The organism is Pseudomonas sp. NPDC089758 (assembly GCF_044748705.1).
Classification (GTDB): Bacteria; Pseudomonadota; Gammaproteobacteria; order Pseudomonadales; family Pseudomonadaceae; genus Aquipseudomonas; species Aquipseudomonas putida_X.
Map to the genome: position 1 here is coordinate 58,557 of NZ_JBIVGN010000006.1, position 23,975 is coordinate 82,531.

The window sequence follows — 23,975 nt, forward strand, 5'->3', positions numbered from 1 at the left end:
TGAACAAACATCCAACAAAGTTGATTGAAAGTATTAGGTTGCACTAGGTTGCACCTTTGTTGATTCCGGGTTTACTCTGCGCACCGTTCCGCTTAGCCAACTCCCCACCCGGTAATAACAACATGGCAACCACCACACTTGGCGTGAAGCTTGACGACGCCACTCGCGAGCGACTCAAACAGGCTGCACAACACATCGCCCAGACCCCGCATTGGATGATCAAGCAGGCCATCTTCAACTACCTGGAGCAGATCGAAGGCGGTATGACGCCCGCTCGGCAGGCTGGCCTGGCCGCAGTTGCGGGCGAAGAACAGGTAGAACACCTGGATGAGGGTGCCTTGCAGGTATTTCTCGACTTCGCCGAAAGCGTCCTGCCGCAATCGGTGCTTCGAGCTGCCATCACCGCAGCCTACCGGCGCCCGGAAGCGGACGCCGTACCGATGCTGCTCGAGCAGGCGCGCCAGCCGGTAGAAATGGCGCAAGCGTCTCACCAGTTGGCTTACAGCATCGCCCAGAAGCTGCGTAACCAGAAAAGCGCCGGCGGCCGTCAGGGGCTTGTGCAAGGCCTGCTTCAAGAGTTCTCGCTGTCGTCGCAGGAAGGGGTGGCGTTGATGTGCCTGGCCGAGGCTCTGCTGCGCATCCCCGACAAAGGCACCCGTGACGCCTTGATCCGCGACAAGATCGCCAATGGCAATTGGAGCCAGCACCTGGGGCAGAGCCCGTCGATGTTCGTCAACGCCGCCTCGTGGGGCCTGCTGATCACCGGCAAACTGGTGTCGACCCACAATGAGGCGGGCCTGTCATCCTCACTCAACCGCATCATCAGCAAGAGTGGCGAACCGCTGATTCGCAAGGGTGTGGACATGTCCATGCGCCTGATGGGCGAGCAGTTCGTTACCGGTGAAACCATCGGCGAGGCCTTGGCCAATGCGGCACGTCGCGAAGCAAAAGGCTTCCGCTACTCCTACGACATGCTGGGTGAAGCCGCACTGACCGAGCTCGACGCGCAGAACTACCTTGCCGCCTACGAACAGGCGATCCATTCCATCGGCAAGGCCTCGCACGGCCGTGGCATCTATGAAGGCCCTGGCATCTCGATCAAGCTCTCGGCACTGCACCCACGCTACAGCCGCGCTCAATACGAGCGGGTGATGGAAGAGCTGTACCCGCGCCTGCTCTCGCTGACCCTGCTGGCCAAGCAGTATGACATCGGCCTGAACATCGACGCTGAAGAGGCCGACCGCCTGGAGCTGTCGCTCGACCTGCTCGAGCGCCTGTGCTTCGAGCCAGCGCTGGCCGGCTGGAACGGTATCGGCTTCGTCATCCAGGCCTACCAGAAGCGCTGTCCATACGTGATCGACTACGTCATCGACCTGGCCAAGCGCAGCCGCCATCGCCTGATGATCCGCCTGGTCAAGGGCGCCTATTGGGACAGCGAGATCAAGCGCGCCCAGATCGACGGCCTGGAAGGCTACCCGGTCTACACCCGCAAGGTTTACACCGACCTGTCCTACATTGCCTGCGCCCGTAAGCTGCTGTCGGTACCGCAAGCCATCTACCCACAGTTCGCCACCCATAATGCTCACTCACTGGCGGCCATCTACCATATTGCCGGGCAGAACTACTACCCGGGCCAATACGAATTCCAGTGCCTGCATGGCATGGGCGAGCCACTGTACGAGCAGGTTGTCGGTAAAGTCTCGGAAGGCAAGCTGAACCGCCCGTGCCGCATCTATGCGCCGGTCGGCAGCCACGAAACCTTGCTGGCCTACCTGGTGCGCCGCCTGCTGGAGAACGGGACCAACACCTCGTTCGTCAACCGTATCGCGGACCGCACCATCACCCTCGATGAGCTGGTCGAAGACCCAGTGCTGCAGGTGGAGAAGATGGCCGGCCAGGAAGGCGCACTGGGCCTGCCGCACCCGCGCATCCCGCTCCCGCGCAACCTGTATGGCACCACCCGCCTCAACTCTGGCGGCCTTGACTTGTCCAATGAGCACCGGCTCGGCTCACTGGCCTCGGCGCTGTTGGCCAGCGCCAACCAACCCTACACTGCCGGGCCAACCTCAAGCAGCGATTGCAGCCGCCCCCGCACCGTCACCGCCGTACGCAACCCGGCGGATCATCGCGACCTCATCGGTCAGGTGTACGAAGCCAACGAAAGCGATGTGCAAAATGCCATCCTGTGCGCCCAGGCCAGCGGCCCGATCTGGCAGTCGACCCTGCCCGCCGAGCGCGCGGCCATTCTGGAGCGCGCCGCCGACCTCATGGAAAGCGAGATGCAGCAACTGATGGGGCTGCTGGTACGCGAATCTGGCAAGACCTTCAGCAATGCGATCGCCGAAGTCCGCGAAGCGGTCGATTTCCTGCGCTACTACGGCGCCCAGGCTGGCAGCTTCAGCAACGACAGCCATCGCCCACTGGGCCCTGTGGTGTGCATCAGCCCCTGGAACTTCCCGCTGGCAATATTCAGTGGCCAAGTCGCAGCGGCCCTGGCCGCTGGCAACACCGTGCTGGCCAAACCTGCCGAGCAGACGCCGCTGATCGCCGCCCAGGCCGTGCGCATCCTCCATGAAGCCGGCGTGCCGACCAGTGTCGTGCAACTGCTGCCAGGCCGGGGGGAGACCGTTGGCGCGGGCCTGGTCGGTGACAGCAGAATCAGGGGGGTAATGTTCACCGGCTCCACCGAGGTCGCCGGGATCCTCAGCCGCAACCTTGCCGGCCGCCTGGATGGCCAAGGCCAGACGCTGCCGCTGATCGCTGAAACAGGCGGCATGAACGCCATGATCGTCGATTCCTCGGCACTGGCCGAACAGGTGGTCGCGGATGTCATCAGCTCTGCGTTCGATAGCGCCGGCCAGCGCTGTTCAGCGCTGCGGGTGCTGTGCGTCCAGGCAGACGTGGCCGACCACGTGTGCCAGATGCTGCGTGGCGCGATGGCCGAATACCGCGTCGGCTCGCCAGAGCGCCTGGACACCGACATAGGCCCGGTGATCGACCGCGAAGCGCGCGACAACATCGTCAACCACATCGAGCACATGCGCCGTAAAGGCCGTACCGTCTTCCAGGCTGCCCGGGCCGACGGCCAGGTGCTGCAACGGGGCACGTTCGTGCTGCCGACCCTGATCGAACTCGACAGCCTCAGCGAACTGGAACGGGAAATCTTCGGCCCGGTGCTGCATGTGGTGCGCTACGAGCGCAGCCAGCTCAACCAGCTCTTGGAGCAGATCAACGCCAGTGGTTACGGGCTGACCCTGGGCGTGCATACCCGCATCGACGAGACCATCGCCCAGGTGGTCGATACCGCCCGCGTCGGCAACCTCTACGTCAACCGCAACATCGTCGGGGCCGTGGTCGGCGTTCAGCCGTTCGGCGGTGAAGGCCTTTCGGGCACCGGCCCGAAGGCGGGTGGCCCGCTGTACCTGTATCGCCTGCTCGCCACCCGCCCGCACGATGCCGTGGCGCAGGCCCTGGCTGACGGCGATGGGCATGCGGTTGCAGCCCCCACAGACCTGGAAAATGCGCGCAAGGCATTTGCCGCTTGGGCCGAGCAGAAAGAACCGGAGATCGCCACCCTGTTCGCCCGCTATCTGGCGCAGTCGCAAAGCTACACCACTCACCTGCTCGCCGGCCCCACCGGTGAGCGCAACAGCTACACCCTGCTGCCGCGCGAGGTGGTGTTGAACCTGGCCGAAAACCGCCTGGACCTGCTGGCCCAACTCGCCGCCAGCCTCGCGGTCGGCAGCCGCGTGCTGTGGCTGGATAGCCATCAGGCCCTTCGTGCAGAACTGCCAGCATCGGTGCAGGCGCGTATCGACAGCATCAGCGACTGGACCGACCCGGACACCCATTTCGACGCGATCCTGCACCACGGCGATAGCGATCAGTTGCGCCACGTCAGCCAGCTGTCTGCCCGGCGCCGCGGCGCCATCGTCGGCGTGCACGGCCTGGGCCGGGCAGACACCGACATTCCGCTGGAGCGTCTGCTGATCGAGCATGCCCTTAGTGTCAATACCGCAGCGGCCGGTGGTAACGCCAATCTCATGACCATCTGCTAGGCCCCACGATCGGAACCCGCGCAACGCACCCTTGCGCTGCGCGCCTTCGCACTACCACGAGGAACAACCATGAACGCACTTTTCCTGGGCTACGGTCGCATGGGCAGCGCCATTGGCCAAGCCTGGCTCAAGGCCGGCCTGGTCAGCCATGTCAGCGCCGTTGACCCCTATCTGCAAACAGCCAGCCAAGCCACCCTCTACAGCGACGCCCAGGCCCTGCCTGCACGACCGTTTGACATCATCGTGGTGGCGGTCAAGCCGAACTACGCGTGCGAGGCACTGGCCGCCCTACCCCACGCAGTGCGCGAGCACGCGGTGGTGATTTCTGTCGCCGCGGGTGTGCCCCACGACAAGCTCAGCCTGGCACTGGCTCACAGCTGCCCGGTGGTCCGCGCGATGCCCAACACGCCGGTGCTGGTCAACGCTGGCTGCACCGGCCTGTTCGCCCCCCCTGACCTGGATGCAACCCTGCGCGCGCGGGTGACTCGGCTGTTCGAAGCGGTCGGCAGCGCCAGTTGGGTCGAACACGAGGGCCTTCTGGATGCCGTGACGGCGTTGTCCGGCAGCGGCCCGGCCTACTACCACCTGTTCAGCGAAGCACTCGCCGCCGCAGGTGTAGCGTTGGGCCTGAGCCCAGAACTGGCGAAGACCCTGGCAGCGCAGACAGCGCTGGGTGCCGCGACGCTGCAAACCCAGCCAGGCGCAGACTTTGTCGCGTTGCGCACCGCAGTCACCTCGCCCAACGGCACCACGGCGGCGGCGATAGCCTCGTTCGAACACAATGAGGGCTTGCGTCGGCTGGTCGACGCCGCCGTGCAGGCCGCACATTCCCGTTCACAAGCGCTCTCGCGCGAATCTTGAAAGCCTGGGCAGCGGGCGGCCGGCAGGACGCCACCGCTGCCCCACTTAGCCGATGTGCATAGCCTATGAAGCTCCATCAACTGAAAGTATTGGTCACCATCTGCGAGAGCGGCAGCTTTCAGGAAACTGCGCGCTTGCTGCACCTTTCCCAGCCCGCGCTCTCCCGCACCATCAAGGAACTTGAGACGTCCCTCGGGGTGCCACTGTTGGTACGCTCCAACCGTGGCATCACCACCACCGAATATGGCGAACGCCTGGTGCGCAGGGCGCGCCTGATGCTTGAAGAGGCCAGCCGCGCCCGTGAAGAGATCGCGGCGCTCAAGGGCCAAACCCATGGCCGGGTATCGATCGGCCTGTCGCCGGCGACTCCCAGGGCGCAGGTGATCACAGCCATAAATCAGTACAGCGAGCGCTACCCACACGTGCGCCTACGCATTCACGAGATGCGGCCCTCAAAACTGATGGAGAGCCTGCGGGAAGGGCAAGTGGACCTGGCATTGTCCTGCCAGCCGGCAAGCCGATACGGCGATGGGTTTCAATGGACGGAGCTCTACAATCAACCCACGGCGCTGGCGGTGCGCAAAGGCCACCCGCTGCGCAAGGTGCGCTGCCTGGAGCAGCTACGCGAACAACGGTGGCTGTTGCAGGAGCCGCTGGAAAGTTCACAGATCGGTTTGATGTTCGAGCAATATCAGCTCGCACCGCCTGAAAACATCCTCGAATGCTCCGCCGGGATCATCTTCTGCGAACTGGCACGCGCGACTGATGTGATCAGCTATTGGCCGCTTCGCATGCTCGACTACGTCAACCGCACCGACCAGGGGCTGGAAATACTGAACCTTGAGGAGCAAGTGCCCGCGCTCAATATCTCGCTGGTTTATCGAAACCAGGAATTGCTCACGCGAGAAGCCAGGCTACTCGCTGATGAACTCGAGTATGTGTTCGTCAACCCTCAGGCACCGAAGTAAAGCGATCCAGGGCCGCTTCGCGGCCCATCGCCGGCAAGCCAGCTCCTACCGTTACCGCGCATGCCTCAAGAACTGCGCGGGCATCGAGGGAGCTGGCAGCGCCACAAATCACTTCACGTCGGTAATCTGCTGCGCGGTGCTATCGGCGGTTGCGGCCGGGACACTCGCTGCGGCCTTCGCACGGTTGCGTCGGCCCTGGCTGCGTTGCCGCGAAGCCTGTTGCTTGGCATGCAGCGCCTGAGCGGCGGTCACGATGCCAGAGGGTTGACCATTCAAGTCAAGGCGCGGTGCATTCTCCACCATGGCTGTCCAGTACCGCGCTCCGCGGCACCAGGTAGAAATGCCCAGCTTGAGTTGTTCGCGGGTCAGGCCGAGCAGTTCCAGGTGCTGCTCGGCATCCTTGAAAATACCCTCCTTGAGCGGCACCTTGGGCGCCGGATTGACCGGGAAGGCCAATGGAAAATGCTTCTGCAACGGCCAGATCGCCTGCACTGCAGGATCCAGGTCGCGAGGCTTCGCCTGGGGGGAAGCCTTGCGCTTGGGGTGTTTACCACCCTCGCCTTTTACCTGCTCTTTTTCCGACCTGAGGCGGTCACGTAGCTCAGCTAGTTGTTCAAAACCCATCGTTCAATTCACTGCTTCGAGGTTGATTGCGTTACGCAAGGATATGCCATGCAAGCCTTGAACGCAGCTAGAACAGGATAAACCGCCGCCAAATGGGGGCTGCGACTAAGCATTCAGCGCCCGTTTCAACACCTCGTAGATCTTGCTGTCACCAGATTGAGCGACGTTGAAACGCAGGTAATCACCCGCACTCATGGACTGGCTGAACGCATTGCCGGGCGCGAGCACCACGCCTTCCTTCAAGCACACCCTGGCCAGCGTCGCTGCATCCTTGCCCTGAGGGAGTTGGCACCACAGGTACATGCCTGCCTGGGGCACCAGCCAAGGCTTGATCCCAATCGCCTGAAGCCTCGCGACTGTTTTGTCCATTTCCTCGGCTAACCTGAGGCGGACACCTTCCATGTGCTTTCGGTACCCGCTATCGGTAATCGCGTGATGAACGATGTCGGCAGCCATGCGCCCACCTCCGAATGTGGTGGCAATCTTGAGGTCGACCAGGCTCTCGATCCATTCCCTGCGCGAAGCGATATAGCCGCACCTGATCGACGCGGAAATGGTCTTGGAAAAACTACCGATCTGGATCACCCGAGCCAGGCCATCGAAGGCAGACAGTCGTGGAGCCGGGCTATGCTCGAAATCAGCAAAAATGTCGTCCTCCACAATGACCAGGTTGGAGGCGTCGGCCAGCTTCAGCAGCCTGTGTGCTGTGACGGGCGACAAGGTGGCCCCGGTCGGGTTGTGGATGCCGGAATTCGTGATGTACAACCGCGGAGCATGCGCGAGCAGCGCGGCGCCAAACGCATCGATATCTGGGCCCTTTGCCGTGTAGGGCACCCCGACGATGTTGACCCTATGCGCCTTGAGCAATGCGTGAAAATTGAAATAACAGGGGTCGTCCACCAGCACAGTGTCTCCCGGTTCCAGCAGAAAACGGCAAACCAGGTCGATGGCGTGGGTGCCGGACTCCGTGAGCATGATCTGTTCCAGGGGGGCCTCTACACCGATGCCCGCCAGGCGTCGCGACAAGAATTGCCTGAGGGGCGGATGCCCAAGCGGTGAAGCGTATTCGCTCAGCTTCAACGTGTCAGAACGCGCGACCATTCGTAGCGCTTTACGCATGCCGGCTTCGTACAGCCAGGATGGGGGTAGCCAACCGCACCCGGGTTTCAACGCATCGCCGGAGGTTTCCAAAGACTGACGCGAGATCCACAGCGGGTCGACATTACGATCGAGTTTGGGGCCGAGCTCAGTCAGTGCCAAAGGCGCAACTGGCCCAGCCACGTAAAAGCCGGAGCCAGGGCGGGCGCTAAGCACACCCTCTGCGCTTAACCGTTCATAGGCCTCCAGAACGGTAGAAACCGATACCTGCATGCTCTGAGCCATTGCGCGAACTGAGGGAATTCTCGCGCCTGGCGTGTAGCTTCGCGAGGCGATCTTGGCCTGGACCTCTCCCATTACAGCTCGGATTCGCGTTCCGTTACGTTTCATCGCACCCTCAACTGTGCTGGATTCACTTGCATAACAGTTCGGTTGAATTGTAGTGGAGTGTACATGGCCTCGGCGAACCCGTCAGTGGTGTACTGAGCCCTGACTTATCGAGGACTCACGGATGGACAAAACAACCAGCGGGTGGATAAACGGCTTCATCGGCGTGGCCATATTTGCCGGCTCCTTGCCGGCGACCCGTGTGGCTGTGACGGCCTTCGAACCTACGTTTCTGACATGTGCCAGGGCAACCATTGCCTCCCTGTTGGGTGCGCTGTTCTTGATCGTGCTACGCCAGCCCCGGCCCCAGCGTGGTGACCTGTCGTCACTGGCTGTCACAGCGCTTGGCGTCGTTATCGGTTTTCCGCTGCTGACGGCGCTGGCCCTCCAGCACGTCACTTCTGCTCATTCCATCGTGTTCGTCGGGCTGCTGCCGCTGTGTACTGCAGGGTTCGCCGTGCTGCGGGGCGGTGAACGACCTGGGCCACTGTTCTGGTTGTTCTCGTTGATCGGTGCCGGGCTGGTCGTTGGCTATGCGGTGATGAATGGAGGCGAGGCGTCGGCGCTGGGCGACCTGCTGATGATGGCGGCGGTGGTGGTCTGTGGGTTGGGCTATGCCGAAGGGGCGCGCCTGTCGCGCACGCTCGGTGGGTGGCAGGTGATCAGTTGGGCATTGCTGGTAGCGTTGCCGTTCATGCTGCTGCTCACTATCGCGAATTTCCCGGCGCCCGATGCCTTCGCCCGGGTCAGCACCGGCGCCTGGTTCAGCTTCGCCTACGTTTCGCTGTTCAGCATGCTGATCGGGTTTGTGTTCTGGTACAAAGGGCTCGTCCAGGGCGGCATCGCCGCCGTGGGCCAACTGCAACTTTTTCAGCCGTTCATGGGGCTTGGGCTGGCTGCGTTGCTTCTGCACGAGCACGTCAGCTGGGTGATGCTTGTGGTAACGCTGGGTGCGGTCATCTGTGTTGCCGGAGCCAAGAAATACGCCAGCGCGTGACGTTTCGCTGCGTGCTTGCCGCGCGCCCTGCGTTCAGCTCAGCGGTTGCCGCCGGTAAACCAGCGCATGTAAGGGTTCTGTGCGCTGATCGGTGCCAAGGCCCGCGCCTCGCGCATCCAGGCCTGGCGATTGCCGTTGTAAGCCAGCAATGACAGCCCATAAAAACGACGCAGCAACGCCCACTCATCATTCACCGCGGCTTGCACCGAGGGGGCGGCATTCGCCAAGGGCGGCGCCACCCGCAGCGCCAGCAATGCCGGCAACACGCGGGTGATTTCGCGCGGCCTGACCCACGGCGCATACTCGATCCGGGGCCGATCGTCGGTAACCGGCTGTGCATCGCCGGCATAACGCTCAAGCCCTTGCCTGTCGGTGACCCAAGTGGCCAGCAATGCCTCGACCGAACTCACGCCCACCTGGGCCAAAGCAGCCGAAACCTGGGGTTGCTCGAAGCGCTGGCGGATACGCGGTACATCAAGCTCCATCGGCGTTGCCGAGCCGATCAAGAGCATCTCGTGAAACTCGGTGGTCCACAACGAGGCATGCGGGAACACGTCAAGAAAGCTGCGTACCAGCGAGCGACTGTCCTCGTCGTTCTGAGTGGGGAGCGGTAGCCATTGGGCGACCAGCCCATGCTCCTGCAGGCGCGACGCTGCCAGTTGGTAGAAGTCGCGCGAGTACAGGTTCACCACCCCTGCCGCCGAAGGCGGTGGCGGCTCCAGGGTGATCACGTCGTAGCGTTGCGCGTTACGCAAAAGCTCACGGCGCCCATCACGCAGGCGAATGTCAAGGCGCGGGTCGTTCACCGCATCGAAGTTACCAGAGAACAGCGGCGCCGCTGCCAGCACCTGCGGCAGCAGCTCGGCAACCACCGGATGCTCCAGCCCTGAATAGCGCAGCATTGCCCCGGCGGTGATCCCGGTGCCGAAGCCGATCACCAGCGCCGAGCGCGGCTCGCCGCGATGTATCAGCAAAGGCAGCAACGCCTGCAGGCGCATGTAGCGCAGTGACGGCATGGCATCCCCAGTGTTGGACACACCCTGGATGTACAGGCGGTTGAACGCTTGCCCCTGACGCTGCTGGTGGACCACCGCTACCGTGCCGCCGCGGCCTTCCTGGTAGAACACCAGCTCACCACTACGCGCGCCGGGTAACAACTGCGCCAAGCGTTCTGGTGGGGTGAGCGCGCCGGTAACCAGGGTCGCGCCGCCAACCAGCAGGACCGCTGCCCGCATGCCCTTGTGCACGGCCTGGCCCCGCCATGTCGCGACTACGCCGATGGCCGCCGCCACGCAGGCGAGCACCACCAAGGTTCGCACCAGCCCTATTCCAGGCACCAGGACAAACCCCGTGAGCATGACACCGACGATGCCGCCCAGGGTATTGAGGGCAACCACCGCGCCCACGTCCCGCCCCACTTGGCCACTGTCCACGGCCAGGCGCAGGGCCAGGGGAAACGCCGCCCCGAGCAAGGTGGTCGGGATGAACACCACACACACTGCGGCAGCCGCGAAGCGCGCGCACATCCCTGCCAACTGGCTGCCGGTCAGTTGCAGTACATGGCTTTCCAGCAGGGTCTGCCAGGCCACCAGCCAGCGCCCGAGCCCGGCAATCTGTAACAACGCCAGCAACCCGGCGCTCGCGATCAGCAGGCCGAACAGCCCCCAAGGGTCGCGGATGCGGTCGGCGCGCCGGGCGTACAGCGCACTGCCCAGGACCAGCCCCGTCAGGTAGGTGGCCAACACCACGGAGAAGGCGAACGCGCGGGTACTCATGAACTGCACGATCGATTGCGTCCACACCACTTCGTAACCGAGCGCCACGCCACCTGCCAGGCAATACAGGGCGATGGCCAAGCGAGCCTGCGGCGTGCGCGGCAGCGAGGCCGCAGCGCAAGCAGGCAAGGCCCGCTCATCCCTGCCGCGCCCGCACCAGGCACCCAGCGCGGCCAGCATATTCAGCGCACCCGCTACGCAGGCGGCTCCGGTGACGCCAAGCTGCGGCAGCAAGACGAATGCCGCCAGCAAGGTGCCGAAGATCGCGCCAGCGGTATTGGCGGCGTATAGCCGACCGCCCGCCTCCCCCGTCTGTGCATCAGTGGGGGTCAGCGCTCGCACCAGTACTGGCAAGGTACCGCCCATCAAAAAAGCCGGCACCCCCACCAGGCTCAATGGCAGCAACCAGGCCAGCAAACCGACACTCGCTTCCAGGCGGGCAAACAGTGCCGCACTCTGCGCCAGCCCCAGGGTTGCGGCCACTGCCAGCACTGCCACTGCCAACTCCAGCCCCGCATAGAGCTTGACCGGGTGGCGCAACCGGTCAGCCCAGCGACCGAACAGCAGCCCCCCCATGGCCAGCCCCGCAAAAAACGCGCTGATGCCCGCGGTGATGGCATACACCTCCACCCCAACCACCAGAGACAACTGCTTGACCCAAAGCACTTGATAGATCAGCGCTGCACCGCCAGAAACGAACAGCAGCGCCGCAGGCAGCAGCCATGGCAACGGTGCCTGCGTTTCGGTGGTGCTGGAACTGTCAGCGCGGGGAAGGTTCACGACTGCGGGCATCGACAAGCCTTAGCGGACCCACACGTCTGTCCGCACTGGGTAGGAAAGAATGCGCCCGCCAAGGGCGGGCGCGGGCATCGCGCTTACTGCTTCATCTTCTCTTCGATCTTCTTGTCCACGTCAGCACGAATCTGGTCGATGCTGAAGCTGGCCGGACGCTGGCTCGGCGGGTATTCCACGAACGTCTGCAGGAAGGCGGCAGCCTTGCGGGTCCCCTGGAAGATCAGGTAGTCGTTCTTGGTCACCCAATCGTAGTACTGGTTGGAGACCACATCGGCGCGCTCATACGGGTCCATACGCAAGTTGAAGATCTTGGGCACCCGCAAGCAGGTGAACGGTTCGCTCCAAACCGCGAAACCACCGGGGGCACGCTGTTCGCAGAACACCAGCTTCCAGTCGCCGAAGCGCATCGACACCAGTTCACCGTCATCGTTGAAGTAATAGAATTCGCTACGTGCGCTCTTGTCCGTTTTACCGGTCAGGTAGTCCAGCTGGTTGTAACCGTCCAGATGCACCTTGAAGTTCTTGCCACCTACATCGGCGCCCTTGAGCAAGCGGTCCTTGATGCCAGTGTCACCGGCTGCGGCCAGCAGTGTCGGGAACCAGTCCAGCCCCGAGAACATCTGGGTGGACACCGTGCCCGGTTTGACCTTGCCAGGCCAACGGATCATCGCCGGCACGCGGTAGGCGCCTTCCCAGTTGGAGTTCTTCTCGTTGCGGAACGGTGTGGTCGCAGCATCAGGCCAGGAGAACTGGTTAGGGCCGTTGTCGGTGGTGTAAACCACGATGGTGTTGTCGGCGATCTTCAGATCATCGAGGGTCTTGAGCAGTTTGCCCACGTCACCGTCGTGCTCCACCATGCCATCTGCATACTCATTGCCCTGCATACCGCTCTGCCCGCGCATCGACTCGCGCACGTGGGTATAAAGGTGCATACGGGTGGTGTTCATCCACACGAAGAACGGCTTGTCAGCCTTGGCTTGCTTGTCGATGAAGTTGATTGCCGCCTGGGTGGTCTCGTCGTCGATGGTCTCCATGCGCGACTTGGTCAACGCACCGGTATCCTCGATCTTGCCATCGGCGCTCGACTTGATCACACCCCGTGGCGAGGTAGCCTTGACGAATGCCTCGTCATCCTTGGGCCACAGTTCACGCTCCGGCTCTTCCTCGGCGTTCAGGTGATACAGGTTGCCGAAAAACTCGTCGAAGCCATGATTGGTCGGCAGGTATTCATCCCGGTCGCCCAAATGGTTCTTACCGAACTGGCCAGTGGCATAGCCCTGCGCCTTGAGCGCCTGGGCAATGGTGACATCGCGCGCCTGCAAACCCACGGGCACACCCGGCATGCCGACCTTGGACAAGCCGGTGCGCAGCGGTGTCTGCCCGGTGATGAAGGAAGAACGCCCAGCGGTGCAGCTGTTCTCGGCGTAATAGTCAGTGAACAGCATGCCTTCCTGGCCGATGCGGTCAATGTTGGGCGTCTGATAGCCGACCACGCCCTTGCCATAGGCGCTGATGTTGGTCTGGCCAATGTCATCGCCGAATATCACCAGGATATTGGGCTTTTCCGCGGCGGTTGCCGTGCACACGCTCACCGCTGCAGTAGCGGCTAGCGCGAATGAGGTTATCCATCTTCTGCTGGACTTCATGGGGCGGTTTCTCCGTATCACGTCTACTGGCGTTGGCCACGACTACGTGCACGATCGACCTACTGCTTGGCTGGTTCCCTGTGCCCTGCGGTTCTCTTTCATTGAGCCTGGTTGCTTTCGAATGGGTAGATGCGCTGCCACTCGCGGGCCATATCGACCACGGTCCAGTTGGAACCCTTGGCGGCATCCAGCGCCTTGTCCAAGCGCCCGACCTTGCTGTCGCGGTCATAGGCCCATTCGCGTGTCGCGTCGGTGTGATGGACCAGGCCGGCAAAGCGCTTGCCGTCGCCAGCCATGGTCCATTGCAGCATTTGCAGGTCGCCGTCGGAGTTGCCAAAGGCGAAGATCGGGCGACGGCCGATATGGGCATCGATGCTCACCGGCTTGCCTGGGCCATCGTCGTTGTGCAGCAACTTGGGCAGACGTTCGATCGACAGTTTGCCGTTGTCATCGATGAAGCGAGCCTCCAGCGTGGTGCCGATCACCTGCTCTGGCGGCACCCCGTAGACTTCCTCTGCGAATGCACGCATGAACGCCACCTCACCGCCCGAGACGATGTAGGTCCTGAAACCGTTGGCCCGCAGGTACTGCAAAAGTTCGAGCATGGGCTGGAAGACCATCTCGGTGTACGGCCTGTGGGTGCGAGGGTGTACGGCCGTTGCCAGCCAACGCTGGGTATTGGCGATAAACGCCTCGGTGCTGACCCCGGCATGAGTGGCGGCGACGATCTTGAGCATGCCGTCCATGCCGCTGTCACTCAAAGCCTTCTGGTCGCCCTCCAGAACGGCCTTGAACGGCTGCTGGCTGGTCCATTCCGGGTGTTGCGGTGCGAGCCTCTTGACCTCATCAAGGGCAAACAACACCTCAAAATACAGCGGCTGCTCGCTCCATAGCGTGCCGTCATTGTCGAAGACGGCAATGCGCTCGGCCTCGGGCACATAGTCTTCACTGCCTTCGGTGGTCACGGCGTCCACGAACGCTTCGATGGCTTGCCGTGAGGGGCCATCCCGCCAGGAAGGCAGCGCATTGGCCGCCTGCACCGCCAAAGGCAACACGAGTAACAAGGCCAACCACCAGCGCGCACGGTGTAGATCGAGCATGAAGTATCCCTTCTCAGTGCTGCCTATCACTTCAGGCAAAGACTCATGGGTTGAGTGGTTTCAAGCCTTCAGGGTGGCTGACCTGCCGCCCGCTCACTGCCGCTCGCCGCAACGCTGGTAGGATCGGGCTCAGTGACGGCGCGCTCTGGCGTACTTCACGGCCATTGCCGTAGCGGTTCTGGAGCCAGTCTAGTAGACGTATTCGCAATTGGGGCGGCAAAGCTGAGGAAAATTCTGACACTGTGCGCTGCCCGGTAGCCCTGCGAATCCACAGGTACAGCCCGTCGAGCTGCGGCGGGTCTTGCGCAAGTTGTGCACGCGCCTGCCGCCAGGCATGCTCAGCAGAGTGCAACCGCGCCATACGCCGCGCTGCTTGCCAGCTTTGCAAATGCCGCCACACCGCCCACAGCCACGGCCGTGCAACGTAAATCAGCGCCCCGCCAAGCAGCAGCAAGCCTGCAGCCCACAACCAGTGGCCAGGCAGGCGCAACTGTGCCTGACGGCCGAGCGCGCGCAGGTCCTGGTCGATGGAAAACGGCGCTTTGTAACCACCCTCGATGGCGGTGACATCGATTGGGGGCAACGTTGCTTGCCTGGCCTCACCCGTCGCCGCATCCCACCACTGCAGTTCGATCGCGGGCAGCTGGTAACGTCCGGCGGCCGATACCACATAGCTCACACTGTCCTCGCGCTGGCCGCCGGTCGAGCCCCCTCGGCCATCGCTTAGCGGCGCAACACGAGGGGTTTGCACATAGCGTTTGAGGCCTTCGATCTCGATCAGCGGTGGCGGTGGTATGAGCATCGCCTGCGCACCTTCGGCTCGCGTCACCACCCGACGGGTAATGCTGTCCCCTGCACGCAGCGGTGAATGCGACAGCTGTGTTTGTTGCTCAAGGCTGACCTTGCGTGCCACCAGGCGGTGCACGGTCGCATCACCGGCGAGGGCCTTGGCGACGAATGAAAGCGGCTCGCTGGCGAGTGTGACCGGCGCATCCGACTGGCCGGGGAACACCTGAAAGGTTTGCGCAGGAAGGGTGAAGGCCTGGGCCGTGTGCGGGGTGATCTGATAGGTGTAGCGCAGGCCGAAGAAGGCCTTGCCGTCGAGCCGTTCGTTCAGATGCTGCGCTTCTCCGCTGGGTGCGCTCACCGTAGCACCCGGCAACTCGATCACCGGCAGCACGGCCGGCTGGGTGAACCAGGTGTCTACCAGCAGATCGACCTGCAACTCGAGCGTCGCGCCTACCACCGTGTCGCCGGCCGGCAGCAGGCGCGCCTGCACACGAGCCTCGGGTGCCGCGACCGCAAGCAATGGCAGGTAGAGCCCTAGCAGCAACAGCATGCGTTTCATCAGCTGCCCTCCGCTGTGGGTCGTGAGGCATCCTGAAGCAGGAACTTGCGCCTGAGGAACTGCGCCGGCGACGTCGTCAGGTTATTCAGCCAGACTTGGTCCGAAGCGGCCTGGGGCGTTTGCTGCTGCTTTTGCCGGGCGCCTTTGGAAGGCGTCTGGTCCTCCACCACCTTGTCGGCCTTCTCGTCGGGTGTGCCTGCCTTTTGCTGGTCTTCATAGTCTTTGAGCAGCGCCTGCGCCAGTGCCAGGTTGGCACTGGCCTCGGGGAACGCAGGCTGGCGCTGCAAAGCCTGTTGGTAGGCCTGAACCGCCTGGGGAAACTTGAACTGGCGCACGTAGATATTGCCCCGGTAGAAAAAAGCCTGGGCGGTGTCGAGCTTGCCGAGGCTGGCCAAGGCAACGTCATAGTCGGCGGCGGTGTAGGCAGCCAGGCCTTTCCAGTAAGGGTCGTTGAAATGCGCTGCGGCCTGCGGGTAATGGCCATGCTCGAAGGCCCAGCGGCCCTGCTGGTCAGGGGTGAAGAAGGCATCCGCGACAGGCCCGGCCCGCGCGCTTTGCGGCTGCGTGCCCAACACGACCGCCACCAGCACGGTGGCCATCCAGTGCACCTTCCAGCCACGGCGCAGGCACAGCAGCGCAAGCAGCGCCAGCGGCCAGCACAGCCAGTAGCCGGCGTCCTTCCAGTGCACCTGCTGCGGGTCGCCTTGGGCTGCCTGAAAATGCTGCTGCGCATGCAGTTCGATCCAGTCCAGATCATCGTCGCTCAGGGTCAGGCTGCCCAGCGGGCCGTTGACGGCGTCGGCCAACTGCCTGAAGCCCTGCTGGTCGAAGTCCGCCTGCAGCGGGCGCCCTTCGGCATCGACCCGGGTACGGCCCTGAGCGTCATGCACAACCCCGCTGTCTTGGCTGCCCACGGCCAGGACCATCACCTGCAGGTCGCTGCCTTTGAGCGCGCCCGTCAGTGCCGACAATTGCCCGGCATCGGCGCCATCGGTCAGCAGCACCAGCGTGCCGGGCACCTGCTCGGCTGCCAGCAAGCGTTTCGCCACGTCGATCACCCCTACTACATCCTTGCCGGGTTGCGCGATCAAATCGGTGGTCAGTGCTTGCAAGAAGGTGTCGAGCAAGTGTGGGTCTTCGGTGGCGGGCAGCACCAGGTGCGCGCTGCCGGCATACGCGATGAGCGCTGTGCGTGCCCCTGCGCGGCGCATCACCAGGTCGTGCAAGGTATGTTTGGCGGCTTGCAGGCGGGATGGGGGTACGTCGTCGGCATCCATCGACGGCGACAGGTCCAGCGCCAGGATCAGCGGCGCACGGTTGTCGACGAACGCGGGGATGTCGCGCTGCCAGGTCGGCCCCGCGGCGGCCAGGGCACCCAGGCCGAGCAGTGCTGCCAGCAGGTGAACGGGCCGCAACCGCGCTTGCTCCTCGGGGGTGATGAGCAGATGCTCGACCAGGTGTGGAGCGATCACGCCGTGCAACTGCCGCTTCAGGTCATTGCGCCGCTGCCATGCCCAGGGCAGCAGCGCGGCCGGTAGCCACAGTAACAACCAATAGGGGCGCAGCAGGTGCAAGGCACTAAGGTCGATGTCCATTCATGGCCTCCCCTGCGCAGGCCGTGCCCGCAACGGGCCAGCCACGGCTGCCAGGCTATGCCCCAAGGCCAGCAACAGCAAGGCCGCCCCCAGTGGCCACCAGAACAGGTCACGCTTGGGCTGGTGGCTGAAGGTCTTCACGCTATGGGGGGTGATCCGGTCCAGCGTGGCATACACCTGGGCCAGCGCGCCCCGGTCGTCGGCGCGGAAGAACCTGCCACCGGTGGTGCGTGCGATGCCCTCCAGCGCTTGCAGATCGACCTTGTCTTCACCGCTGGCCTGGGGGTCGCCGATCCCAATGGTATGTACCACGATGTTCCGCTCACTGGCCAAGCCTGCCGCGTGTTCGGGTGTGATCGCACTGCCGGTGTCATTGCCGTCACTCAGTAGCACCATCACCTTTTCCTGCTCCTTGGCCTGATCCAGCAGCTTGATGGCAAGGCCAATGGCATCGCCTATGGCGGTGTTCGGCCCGGCCATGCCCACCCCGACTTCATCGAGCAGCAGCGAGAGACTGGCATGATCGAGGGTCAGGGGCGACTGTGGGTAGGCACCGGTGCCGAATACGATCAAGCCGATGCGGTCTTGCTTGCGCTGGGCGATGAAGTCGCGCACCACCGCTTTCACCGCGCTCAACCTGTCCACTTGCTGGCCATTGGCGTCGGTAAAGTCCTTGGCCTGCATGGACTGAGAAATATCGATCGCCAGCAGCATGTCGCGGATGGGCTGCTCACGCTCGATGGCCTTTTCCACCAGTACGGGCCGCGCGCAGGCGGCCAGCAGAAGGCCCCATACCAGCAGGTTCAAAAGCACTTGCCAGCGCCCACCCGAGGGTGGCGTGGTGTCGGGGAGCTGGTTCACCGCACGGCTCATGGCGAAGAAAAACGGCACCCGCAATGCGCTGCGCGCCTCGTGATAGGGGCGCATGAAGCGGTAGGCCAGCCAGGGCAAGGGCAGCAACAAGAACACCCACAGGTAATCAAACTGCCACATGGTGAGCCTCGATCCAGCGCCTGCAGGTGTTCACCAAGGTTCGCAGCTCAGGCTCGCCGATTGCCTGCACCTGCAGGTCTGGCGCATAAGCCAGCGTGTGCAGTTGCGCGGCGAACTGCTCAGGCAAGGCAAAGCGTGCCCGCTGCTGCAAAAACACCTGCCATTGCTGGCCTGACAGGCCGTGCACCGCTGGCGCGTCAGGCATGGAAAGCGCTACGCGCTTGAGCAACGCCGGTAATTCACGCAGCGCTGGCAAACGCTGCTCGGGATGGGCCTGCGCCGCAACAAGGGCGTCGAGCCGCTGCAACGCCTCACGTCGATAACGATCACGCTGCCAGCGCCGCCAGACATACACGGCATAAGCGAGCCCTACCACCACCACAACGGCCAGCAATACCGCCCAACCCCAGGTTTGCGGGGCATAACTGAACGGTGGCACCGGCAACGGCAGCTCCTTGAGCTGGTCGATGGCGGCAGGCGACGGCCGGGCGCTCATCGGCCACCGCCCCCAAGCCGCCCCAGTTCACGCTGCACCTGGCCCAACACCTCATCGCCGGTACTGATCATCATCAGCGGTATCTGGCTGCGGCGCAGCAACTGCGCCACTTGCTCAAGGCGCCCGGAGAGAAAATCGCCCAGCGGCCGGTGCACCTGGCGCCGCCCGATTTCAAGGTCGATCTGCATCTCGCCCTGGGTCACGCTCAAACGCCCCTTGTCGGGGACATCCAGCGCGATAGGGTCATACACCTGCATGGCGATCACGTCATTGTGCGCGCTCAGTTGCCGCAACAGCTTCAAGGTCTGCTCCGTCACCCCGGCAAAGTCACTGATGATGCAGACCAGCGCATCATGCCCGGCCAGGCCGATGACGTTGCGCAGCGCAGTGTCGAGTTGCCCCTCTTGCTCGCTGTCCGGGCCTGACGCGCTAAGGCGGTTGTTGCTGCGCACCACTGCCGCGCACAGGGCCTGCACCCGTGCGCGGCTGCGCAGCGGCCTGATGTGCACCACTTGCTGATCATCGAATACCAGCCCGCCCACCCGATCACCGGCCTGCAGGGCTATCCATGCCGACAATGCGGCAAGCTCGGCAGCGGTGACTGACTTGAAACTGCGCCGGGAGCCGAAATACATGTTCATGCGTTGATCGACCAGCAGCAGTGTCGGCCGGTCGCGCTCTTCGGTGAAGGTGCGCACGAACGGCTTGCCGTAGCGTAACGATGCGCGCCAGTCGAGGTGGCGCAGATCATCGCCAGGTATGTAACGGCGCAGCTCGTCGAAGCTCAAGCCGCGGCCACGCAGGCGTGAGGCGTGATTGCCCGCCAGGATGCTTGCCAGCGGCTGACGCGCCAGGAAGCTCAAGCCGCGCACGCGGTATTCGAACGCCATCAGCTGGCTGAGCGAGGCGTAGACGAAACCATCCTGGGTCGGTTGCATGGGCTCGCTCCGTTCAGGCCGGGATGGCGACCGTGTCCAGCAGCCGGTCGATCACCTGGTCGGCGCCGATGCCATCGGCAACCGCGTCGTAGGAGAGCTGCAATCGGTGGCGCAACACCGGATGGACCACTGCTCGCACATTGTCCGGGGTGACGTACCCCTGCCCGGCCAGCCATGCGTGGGCACGCGCCACTCTGTCCAGGCTGATCCCGCCACGCGGGCTGGCGCCGATCTTGATCCAGCGCGCAAGGTCCGGATCATGCTCGACCGGGTGGCGTGTGGCGTTGATCAGGTCGATCAGGTAACGATCGATCGCCGGCGACACTTCAATGCCCGCGATCGCACTGCGTGCGGCGAACACCACGTCCTGGGGCAGACGCCCAGGCGCCTGGTGCGGGTGGCCTGCCTGTTGTTCCTCGTTGCGCACCAGGCGCAGCACCAGGGTTTCATCCTCCACCTTGGGATAGTCCAGTTGCAGCTTCATCAGGAACCTGTCCATCTGCGCCTCGGGCAACGGGTAGGTACCCTCTTGCTCGATGGGGTTCTGGGTCGCCAGCACCATGAACAGGTTTGACATCGGGTAGCTCTGACCGGCCACGGTAATCTGGCGCTCCTCCATGGCTTCAAGCAGGGCCGCCTGAACCTTGGCCGGGGCGCGGTTGATCTCATCGGCAAGAATCACGTTGCCGAACAACGGCCCGGGTTGAAACTTGATCTCGTTGCCCTGTGCGGTCTGCTGGAGGATTTCGCCACCAGTGATGTCCGACGGCAGCAGGTCGGGGGTGAACTGGATGCGCCGCATGCTGGCCTCCAGGTGGGTGGCCAGCGCCTTGACCGTACGCGTTTTGGCCAGCCCCGGCAGGCTTTCCAGCAATACGTGACCATTGGCCAGCAAGCCAAGAATCACATGCCGGATGGTGTCGGCCTGGCCCAGCACGCTCTGCGCCACACTGGCTTCGAGTTCAGCAATCTGCTCGCGTGTATCCACTGCTCGGTCCTTGTCAGTCGGGGCATCGACACGAGGCCCCACGGATGTTCGCAACTGCTCGAAGGCGACGAGGTAAATCTAGCCGCTCACAGCGCCATCGCCAGCTCAATTGGTGCTTTCGTACTTTTGCCAGTAAGGCTCGATGCCTTGCAGGCGTGAATCGTCAGGGGCCGCTTTGCGCATCCGTTGCACATAGGCATAGGCTTCGCTGCGTTCACCGGCCAAGGCATGCAGGTAGATCAACGAGTACAGAAGGTCGGCGTTATCCGGTGCCTGCTCAAGGCCACGCTCCAGCGCCGCCAAGGCCTCATCGCGACGGTTCATGCGCGACAGCAGCAAACCTTGGTTGTAGCGAATGCGCGCATTGCCTGGCAGCGCGACCGCTGCCGACTCCATCAAGCCCACGGCCTCTTCGGGCTGGCGTCGTTCCACCAGCAGCAGGGCCAGCATGTACGCCAGGTTGCCGTGGTCGGTCGTCGACATCTTTTCCAGCGCCAGGCCTGCGCGCAGTACGTTTTCCGCTTCATCGAGCTGGCCCTCGGCTGTGGCGAGATTGGCCAGGTTGACCCGCGCCGGCACAAAGTATGGGTCAAGGCGCAGTGCCTGACGGTACTGCTCCATGGCTTCTTGCTGACGCCCCTGGCGGCTCAACAGAACGGCCAGGTTCAAGCGCCCGCCTGGCAGGTCTGCATTGCCACGCAGGCGCGCCTCGTAGTCTGCCAGCGCGGTGCTGAACGCCTCCTTCGCCTGGGCCGGCAACTGCGTGCTGGGCACATCCGCAAGCGCGCGCACTGCCTCATCGCGCACCGCCAGGGAGGGGTCTTCGAGCAGGGGCAACAGTGGTTTGAGGCGCTGCTCTGGCGGCACGCTCGAGAACCCAGACGTGGCATAGGCACGCACCAATGGGCTCGGATCGTTCAACGCCCAGCCCAGGCTGATGAGGGCTTGAGGGCCCAGGTCAGCCATCTGTTCGGCGGCAGTGGCGCGCACGATGCTTGGCTTGGTCTTGTCTGCTAGCACCGTGCCCAAAAGGCTCAATGGGATACCTTGGCCATTGCGCACCGCCTGGAACGCCTCGCCAAACAAAACCGGGCGCTGCGGCTTGCCAAACCACTGCTCGATCGCCTTGGCGGCCCAAGCCGGTTGCTGGTCTTGGTGGCAAGCCGTGCAGGCATCGGGGCTGTCGACCTTGCTGGCGAGGTCCGGACGCGGGATCCGCAAGCTGTGGTCGCGCCGGGGGTCGACGACCATGTAGGTCTTGGTCGGCATGTGGCAACTGACACACTGGGCGCCAGGGCTGCCGGCGACGTGGTGATGGTGCGCCGGCGTATCATAGTCCTTGGCCTGCAGGGTGGCGAAGCGGGCTACCGGTGGATTGCCGTTGTGGCATTGCAGGCACAGCCCGTTGCCTTCGACCTTGACCTTGGCGGTATGAGGGTTGTGGCAGTCGGTGCAGCCCACCCCTGCGTTGTACATCTTGCTTTGCGTGAAGGAGCCGTACTCGTACACCTCACCGTCGATCTGGCCGTCTGCGTGATAAAGCCCCGCGCGCAAGGTGGCCGGCAGGCTCTGGTCGAGCTGCGGATGACCGGGTAGCTGGCCCACGCCAAGAGTCTGCCGCCGGCTGTGGCAGAACGCACACTGCTCGACCAGGCCCTGACTGCCCAACGCCTTGTAATCGACAGCCAGGCCCATGTCCTTGGCCGACGCATCGGCTTGCTCAGCGGATGTGGCTTTGTTCGCCCAATCGACATGGGCCTGGCCAGGCCCATGACAGCTCTGGCAGCCAACGTTCTGCTCTTTCCAGGTGGACGCGAAGCTGTCCTGGCGATCGTCGTAGTGCTTGATCAAACGCGTGGAATGGCAATCGGCGCACATGCCGTTCCAGTTCTGGTAGCGACCGGTCCAGTGCAAAGGGTCATCGGGTGCAAAACGTTGCCCAGGGTAGAGCGAGAACCAGCGTTGCCCGCCCTCGCCCTTGGCTCTGCTGTCCCAGGCGATGGTCAACGCCTGCAGGCGGCCCCTGGGCAGCGCAACCAGGTACTGCTGCAGCGGATAGTGGCCGAATGTGTAGATGATTTTGAAGTCTGCCGGCTGGCCATCCTCACCTTCGGTATTGACGTAAAAGCCGCCGTGCCTGCGAAAGAAACGCGCCGAGACCCCGGCCTCGTCGAAGCGCGCGTCGTTGAAATTGCCAAGCACATTGGTCTCGTTGGCGTCGCGCATCGCCCAACCGTGATCCGAGTCCTTCCAGGCCTTGGCCTGGTCAACGTGACAGCCAAGGCAAGTAGCGGCAGCCACATAGCCTTCGGATTCGGTCGAAAAGGCGGGTGCAGCCCCCGCCTGCTCGGCACACAGCGCAGTGCCTACTGAGCCAACCAGGCAGGTGATCAAAACTGCAGACCAGGACAAGGCCTTCAATGCCAAGCCCAGAATATTGCCTTTGTCGCGACGCCCCATCCTTAGCTCCGTGATCAATAGAATCAGCAACCCTGCGGGTTGTTCTTGCAGGCGTATTAGCGATGCCGGCGTGCATTACCTTGGGAAAAGCAGCGTTACAGCAAACCGAAAGCCCCAGCCTTCGGGGCCATTATCCGGTGAGTCGAGCCAATAACGCGGGCCCGCCTGGACGGTAATAGGGTGCCCACCCACTTTTAGTAGTTGGGTCACCATCAGGTTGATTGGAATTGACCATTGTTTGGATTGCCAGTCGTAGGTCGACTCACTGTTGATGCCAAATGTGGTCAAGGCGCTGTTCGTGTAGGAAAGAAACGGCTGCATGAACGTCTGGTTGACCTTCTCCTTGCCATCTGCAGGGCTGCCCTCCAGCCCCCAGATATGGTTCGCCAGTATCCCGTGCGTCCACCCGTTGGCTTGCTTCAAGGCTACCGCTGTCGGTCCGAGCCCCCACTGTTCACTGCTCAGCACATCGTTGCTGCCTGTTGGTATCAACAGCGCCGGCCCTGCGCCCAGTATCCAGCCACTGGCCGTGGGTTGTTTCGGTGAGAAGAAAAAGCTTTGGGTCACATCGCCCACACCGGAGGTGTCCGCCGCGCCACCCAAACCGTGTTGGTCGACGACAGGCAGGATGGTCCTGGAGATCAGGTTCCAGTCATCATTCAGGCTGAACGGTAGCACGGGCTGGATATTGGTCAGGCTGCGCTTGCCCTCGCCATTGGGGCCCAGTTTCTGGTCCCAGTTATATTGCACCGGCAAGCTGTACATGGCCGCAACCGGGTTCAGTGCCTTCTTGGCAAGCTCTGCCGAATCCTCTGCGTGGCCTTGGCCGGCGTGCGCCAACAAAGCGA

General features: G+C 63.2%; 17 protein-coding genes. 4 read left to right on the forward strand and 13 right to left on the reverse strand.

The window, feature by feature from the left end; genetic code table 11:
* The first annotated feature begins 122 nt into the window (after nt 1–122).
* The 3 genes from putA (at nt 123) to ACIPZH_RS10480 (ending at nt 5,887) form a co-directional block, all read left to right on the forward strand.
* Nucleotides 123–4,058: a trifunctional transcriptional regulator/proline dehydrogenase/L-glutamate gamma-semialdehyde dehydrogenase gene (gene putA, locus ACIPZH_RS10470; RefSeq protein WP_400636119.1), complete on the forward strand. Its 3,936-nt coding sequence runs from the start codon at nt 123–125 to the stop codon at nt 4,056–4,058.
* Between the two features lie 69 nt (nt 4,059–4,127).
* Nucleotides 4,128–4,919, forward strand: coding sequence for a pyrroline-5-carboxylate reductase (gene proC, locus ACIPZH_RS10475; protein ID WP_400636120.1), 792 nt, complete (start codon nt 4,128–4,130; stop codon nt 4,917–4,919).
* Between the two features lie 65 nt (nt 4,920–4,984).
* Complete coding sequence (locus ACIPZH_RS10480) at nt 4,985–5,887, forward strand: LysR family transcriptional regulator (RefSeq protein WP_267816750.1); 903 nt, start codon at nt 4,985–4,987, stop codon at nt 5,885–5,887.
* A gap of 108 nt (nt 5,888–5,995) precedes the next feature.
* On the opposite strand, the gene ACIPZH_RS10485 is transcribed toward ACIPZH_RS10480, so the two are convergent.
* Both ACIPZH_RS10485 and ACIPZH_RS10490 read right to left on the reverse strand, forming a co-directional pair.
* Nucleotides 5,996–6,511, reverse strand: a complete 516-nt coding sequence (locus ACIPZH_RS10485; protein ID WP_400636121.1) for a ProQ/FinO family protein — start codon at nt 6,509–6,511, stop codon at nt 5,996–5,998.
* 105 nt (nt 6,512–6,616) lie between these two features.
* Nucleotides 6,617–7,999: a PLP-dependent aminotransferase family protein gene (locus tag ACIPZH_RS10490; protein WP_400636122.1), complete on the reverse strand. Its 1,383-nt coding sequence runs from the start codon at nt 7,997–7,999 to the stop codon at nt 6,617–6,619.
* A 121-nt stretch (nt 8,000–8,120) separates the two neighbouring features.
* Between ACIPZH_RS10490 and ACIPZH_RS10495 the strand changes: the two genes are divergently transcribed.
* Nucleotides 8,121–8,993, forward strand: coding sequence for a DMT family transporter (locus ACIPZH_RS10495; RefSeq protein WP_400636123.1), 873 nt, complete (start codon nt 8,121–8,123; stop codon nt 8,991–8,993).
* Nucleotides 8,994–9,031: 38 nt separating this feature from the next.
* On the opposite strand, the gene ACIPZH_RS10500 is transcribed toward ACIPZH_RS10495, so the two are convergent.
* The 11 genes from ACIPZH_RS10500 to ACIPZH_RS10550 form a co-directional block, all read right to left on the reverse strand.
* Nucleotides 9,032–11,560, reverse strand: a complete 2,529-nt coding sequence (locus ACIPZH_RS10500) for a fused MFS/spermidine synthase (protein ID WP_400636124.1) — start codon at nt 11,558–11,560, stop codon at nt 9,032–9,034.
* An 83-nt stretch (nt 11,561–11,643) separates the two neighbouring features.
* A complete protein-coding gene (locus ACIPZH_RS10505; protein WP_400636125.1) occupies nt 11,644–13,209 on the reverse strand; it encodes an arylsulfatase in 1,566 nt (521 codons plus the stop codon).
* A gap of 98 nt (nt 13,210–13,307) precedes the next feature.
* A complete protein-coding gene (locus tag ACIPZH_RS10510; RefSeq protein WP_400636126.1) occupies nt 13,308–14,309 on the reverse strand; it encodes an HAD family hydrolase in 1,002 nt (333 codons plus the stop codon).
* A 43-nt stretch (nt 14,310–14,352) separates the two neighbouring features.
* Nucleotides 14,353–15,657, reverse strand: coding sequence for a hypothetical protein (locus tag ACIPZH_RS10515; RefSeq protein WP_400636127.1), 1,305 nt, complete (start codon nt 15,655–15,657; stop codon nt 14,353–14,355).
* Nucleotides 15,657–17,252 (reverse strand): VWA domain-containing protein, encoded by a 1,596-nt coding sequence (locus ACIPZH_RS10520; protein WP_400636128.1) that lies wholly within the window; start codon nt 17,250–17,252, stop codon nt 15,657–15,659. Before ACIPZH_RS10520 ends, ACIPZH_RS10515 begins: the two co-directional genes overlap by 1 nt.
* Nucleotides 17,253–18,245, reverse strand: coding sequence for a vWA domain-containing protein (locus ACIPZH_RS10525; protein WP_400636129.1), 993 nt, complete (start codon nt 18,243–18,245; stop codon nt 17,253–17,255).
* Nucleotides 18,232–18,741 (reverse strand): DUF4381 domain-containing protein, encoded by a 510-nt coding sequence (locus ACIPZH_RS10530; RefSeq protein ID WP_400636130.1) that lies wholly within the window; start codon nt 18,739–18,741, stop codon nt 18,232–18,234. Before ACIPZH_RS10530 ends, ACIPZH_RS10525 begins: the two co-directional genes overlap by 14 nt.
* Entirely contained in the window at nt 18,738–19,679 is a 942-nt protein-coding gene (locus ACIPZH_RS10535) for a DUF58 domain-containing protein (RefSeq protein ID WP_400626712.1), read from the reverse strand. Before ACIPZH_RS10535 ends, ACIPZH_RS10530 begins: the two co-directional genes overlap by 4 nt.
* 13 nt (nt 19,680–19,692) lie before the next feature.
* Complete coding sequence (locus ACIPZH_RS10540) at nt 19,693–20,667, reverse strand: AAA family ATPase (protein WP_400626714.1); 975 nt, start codon at nt 20,665–20,667, stop codon at nt 19,693–19,695.
* Between the two features lie 105 nt (nt 20,668–20,772).
* Nucleotides 20,773–23,127, reverse strand: a complete 2,355-nt coding sequence (locus tag ACIPZH_RS10545) for a tetratricopeptide repeat protein (RefSeq protein ID WP_400636131.1) — start codon at nt 23,125–23,127, stop codon at nt 20,773–20,775.
* 75 nt (nt 23,128–23,202) lie between these two features.
* Nucleotides 23,203–23,970 carry a transporter gene (locus ACIPZH_RS10550; RefSeq protein WP_400636259.1) on the reverse strand — a complete coding sequence of 256 codons (768 nt, stop codon included), beginning with the start codon at nt 23,968–23,970 and terminating at the stop codon, nt 23,203–23,205.
* Between the last annotated feature and the right edge of the window lie 5 nt (nt 23,971–23,975).

What these genes read in the sequence shown, in the direction of transcription:
- putA (WP_400636119.1), top strand. Translation starts at nt 123, where the DNA reads ATGGCAACCACCACACTTGGCGTGAAGCTTGACGACGCCACTCGCGAG.
- proC (WP_400636120.1), top strand. Translation starts at nt 4,128, where the DNA reads ATGAACGCACTTTTCCTGGGCTACGGTCGCATGGGCAGCGCCATTGGC.
- ACIPZH_RS10480 (WP_267816750.1), top strand. Translation starts at nt 4,985, where the DNA reads ATGAAGCTCCATCAACTGAAAGTATTGGTCACCATCTGCGAGAGCGGC.
- ACIPZH_RS10485 (WP_400636121.1), bottom strand. Translation starts at nt 6,511, where the DNA reads ATGGGTTTTGAACAACTAGCTGAGCTACGTGACCGCCTCAGGTCGGAA.
- ACIPZH_RS10490 (WP_400636122.1), bottom strand. Translation starts at nt 7,999, where the DNA reads ATGAAACGTAACGGAACGCGAATCCGAGCTGTAATGGGAGAGGTCCAG.
- ACIPZH_RS10495 (WP_400636123.1), top strand. Translation starts at nt 8,121, where the DNA reads ATGGACAAAACAACCAGCGGGTGGATAAACGGCTTCATCGGCGTGGCC.
- ACIPZH_RS10500 (WP_400636124.1), bottom strand. Translation starts at nt 11,560, where the DNA reads ATGCCCGCAGTCGTGAACCTTCCCCGCGCTGACAGTTCCAGCACCACC.
- ACIPZH_RS10505 (WP_400636125.1), bottom strand. Translation starts at nt 13,209, where the DNA reads ATGAAGTCCAGCAGAAGATGGATAACCTCATTCGCGCTAGCCGCTACT.
- ACIPZH_RS10510 (WP_400636126.1), bottom strand. Translation starts at nt 14,309, where the DNA reads ATGCTCGATCTACACCGTGCGCGCTGGTGGTTGGCCTTGTTACTCGTG.
- ACIPZH_RS10515 (WP_400636127.1), bottom strand. Translation starts at nt 15,657, where the DNA reads ATGAAACGCATGCTGTTGCTGCTAGGGCTCTACCTGCCATTGCTTGCG.
- ACIPZH_RS10520 (WP_400636128.1), bottom strand. Translation starts at nt 17,252, where the DNA reads ATGGACATCGACCTTAGTGCCTTGCACCTGCTGCGCCCCTATTGGTTG.
- ACIPZH_RS10525 (WP_400636129.1), bottom strand. Translation starts at nt 18,245, where the DNA reads ATGTGGCAGTTTGATTACCTGTGGGTGTTCTTGTTGCTGCCCTTGCCC.
- ACIPZH_RS10530 (WP_400636130.1), bottom strand. Translation starts at nt 18,741, where the DNA reads ATGAGCGCCCGGCCGTCGCCTGCCGCCATCGACCAGCTCAAGGAGCTG.
- ACIPZH_RS10535 (WP_400626712.1), bottom strand. Translation starts at nt 19,679, where the DNA reads ATGCAACCGACCCAGGATGGTTTCGTCTACGCCTCGCTCAGCCAGCTG.
- ACIPZH_RS10545 (WP_400636131.1), bottom strand. Translation starts at nt 23,127, where the DNA reads ATGGGGCGTCGCGACAAAGGCAATATTCTGGGCTTGGCATTGAAGGCC.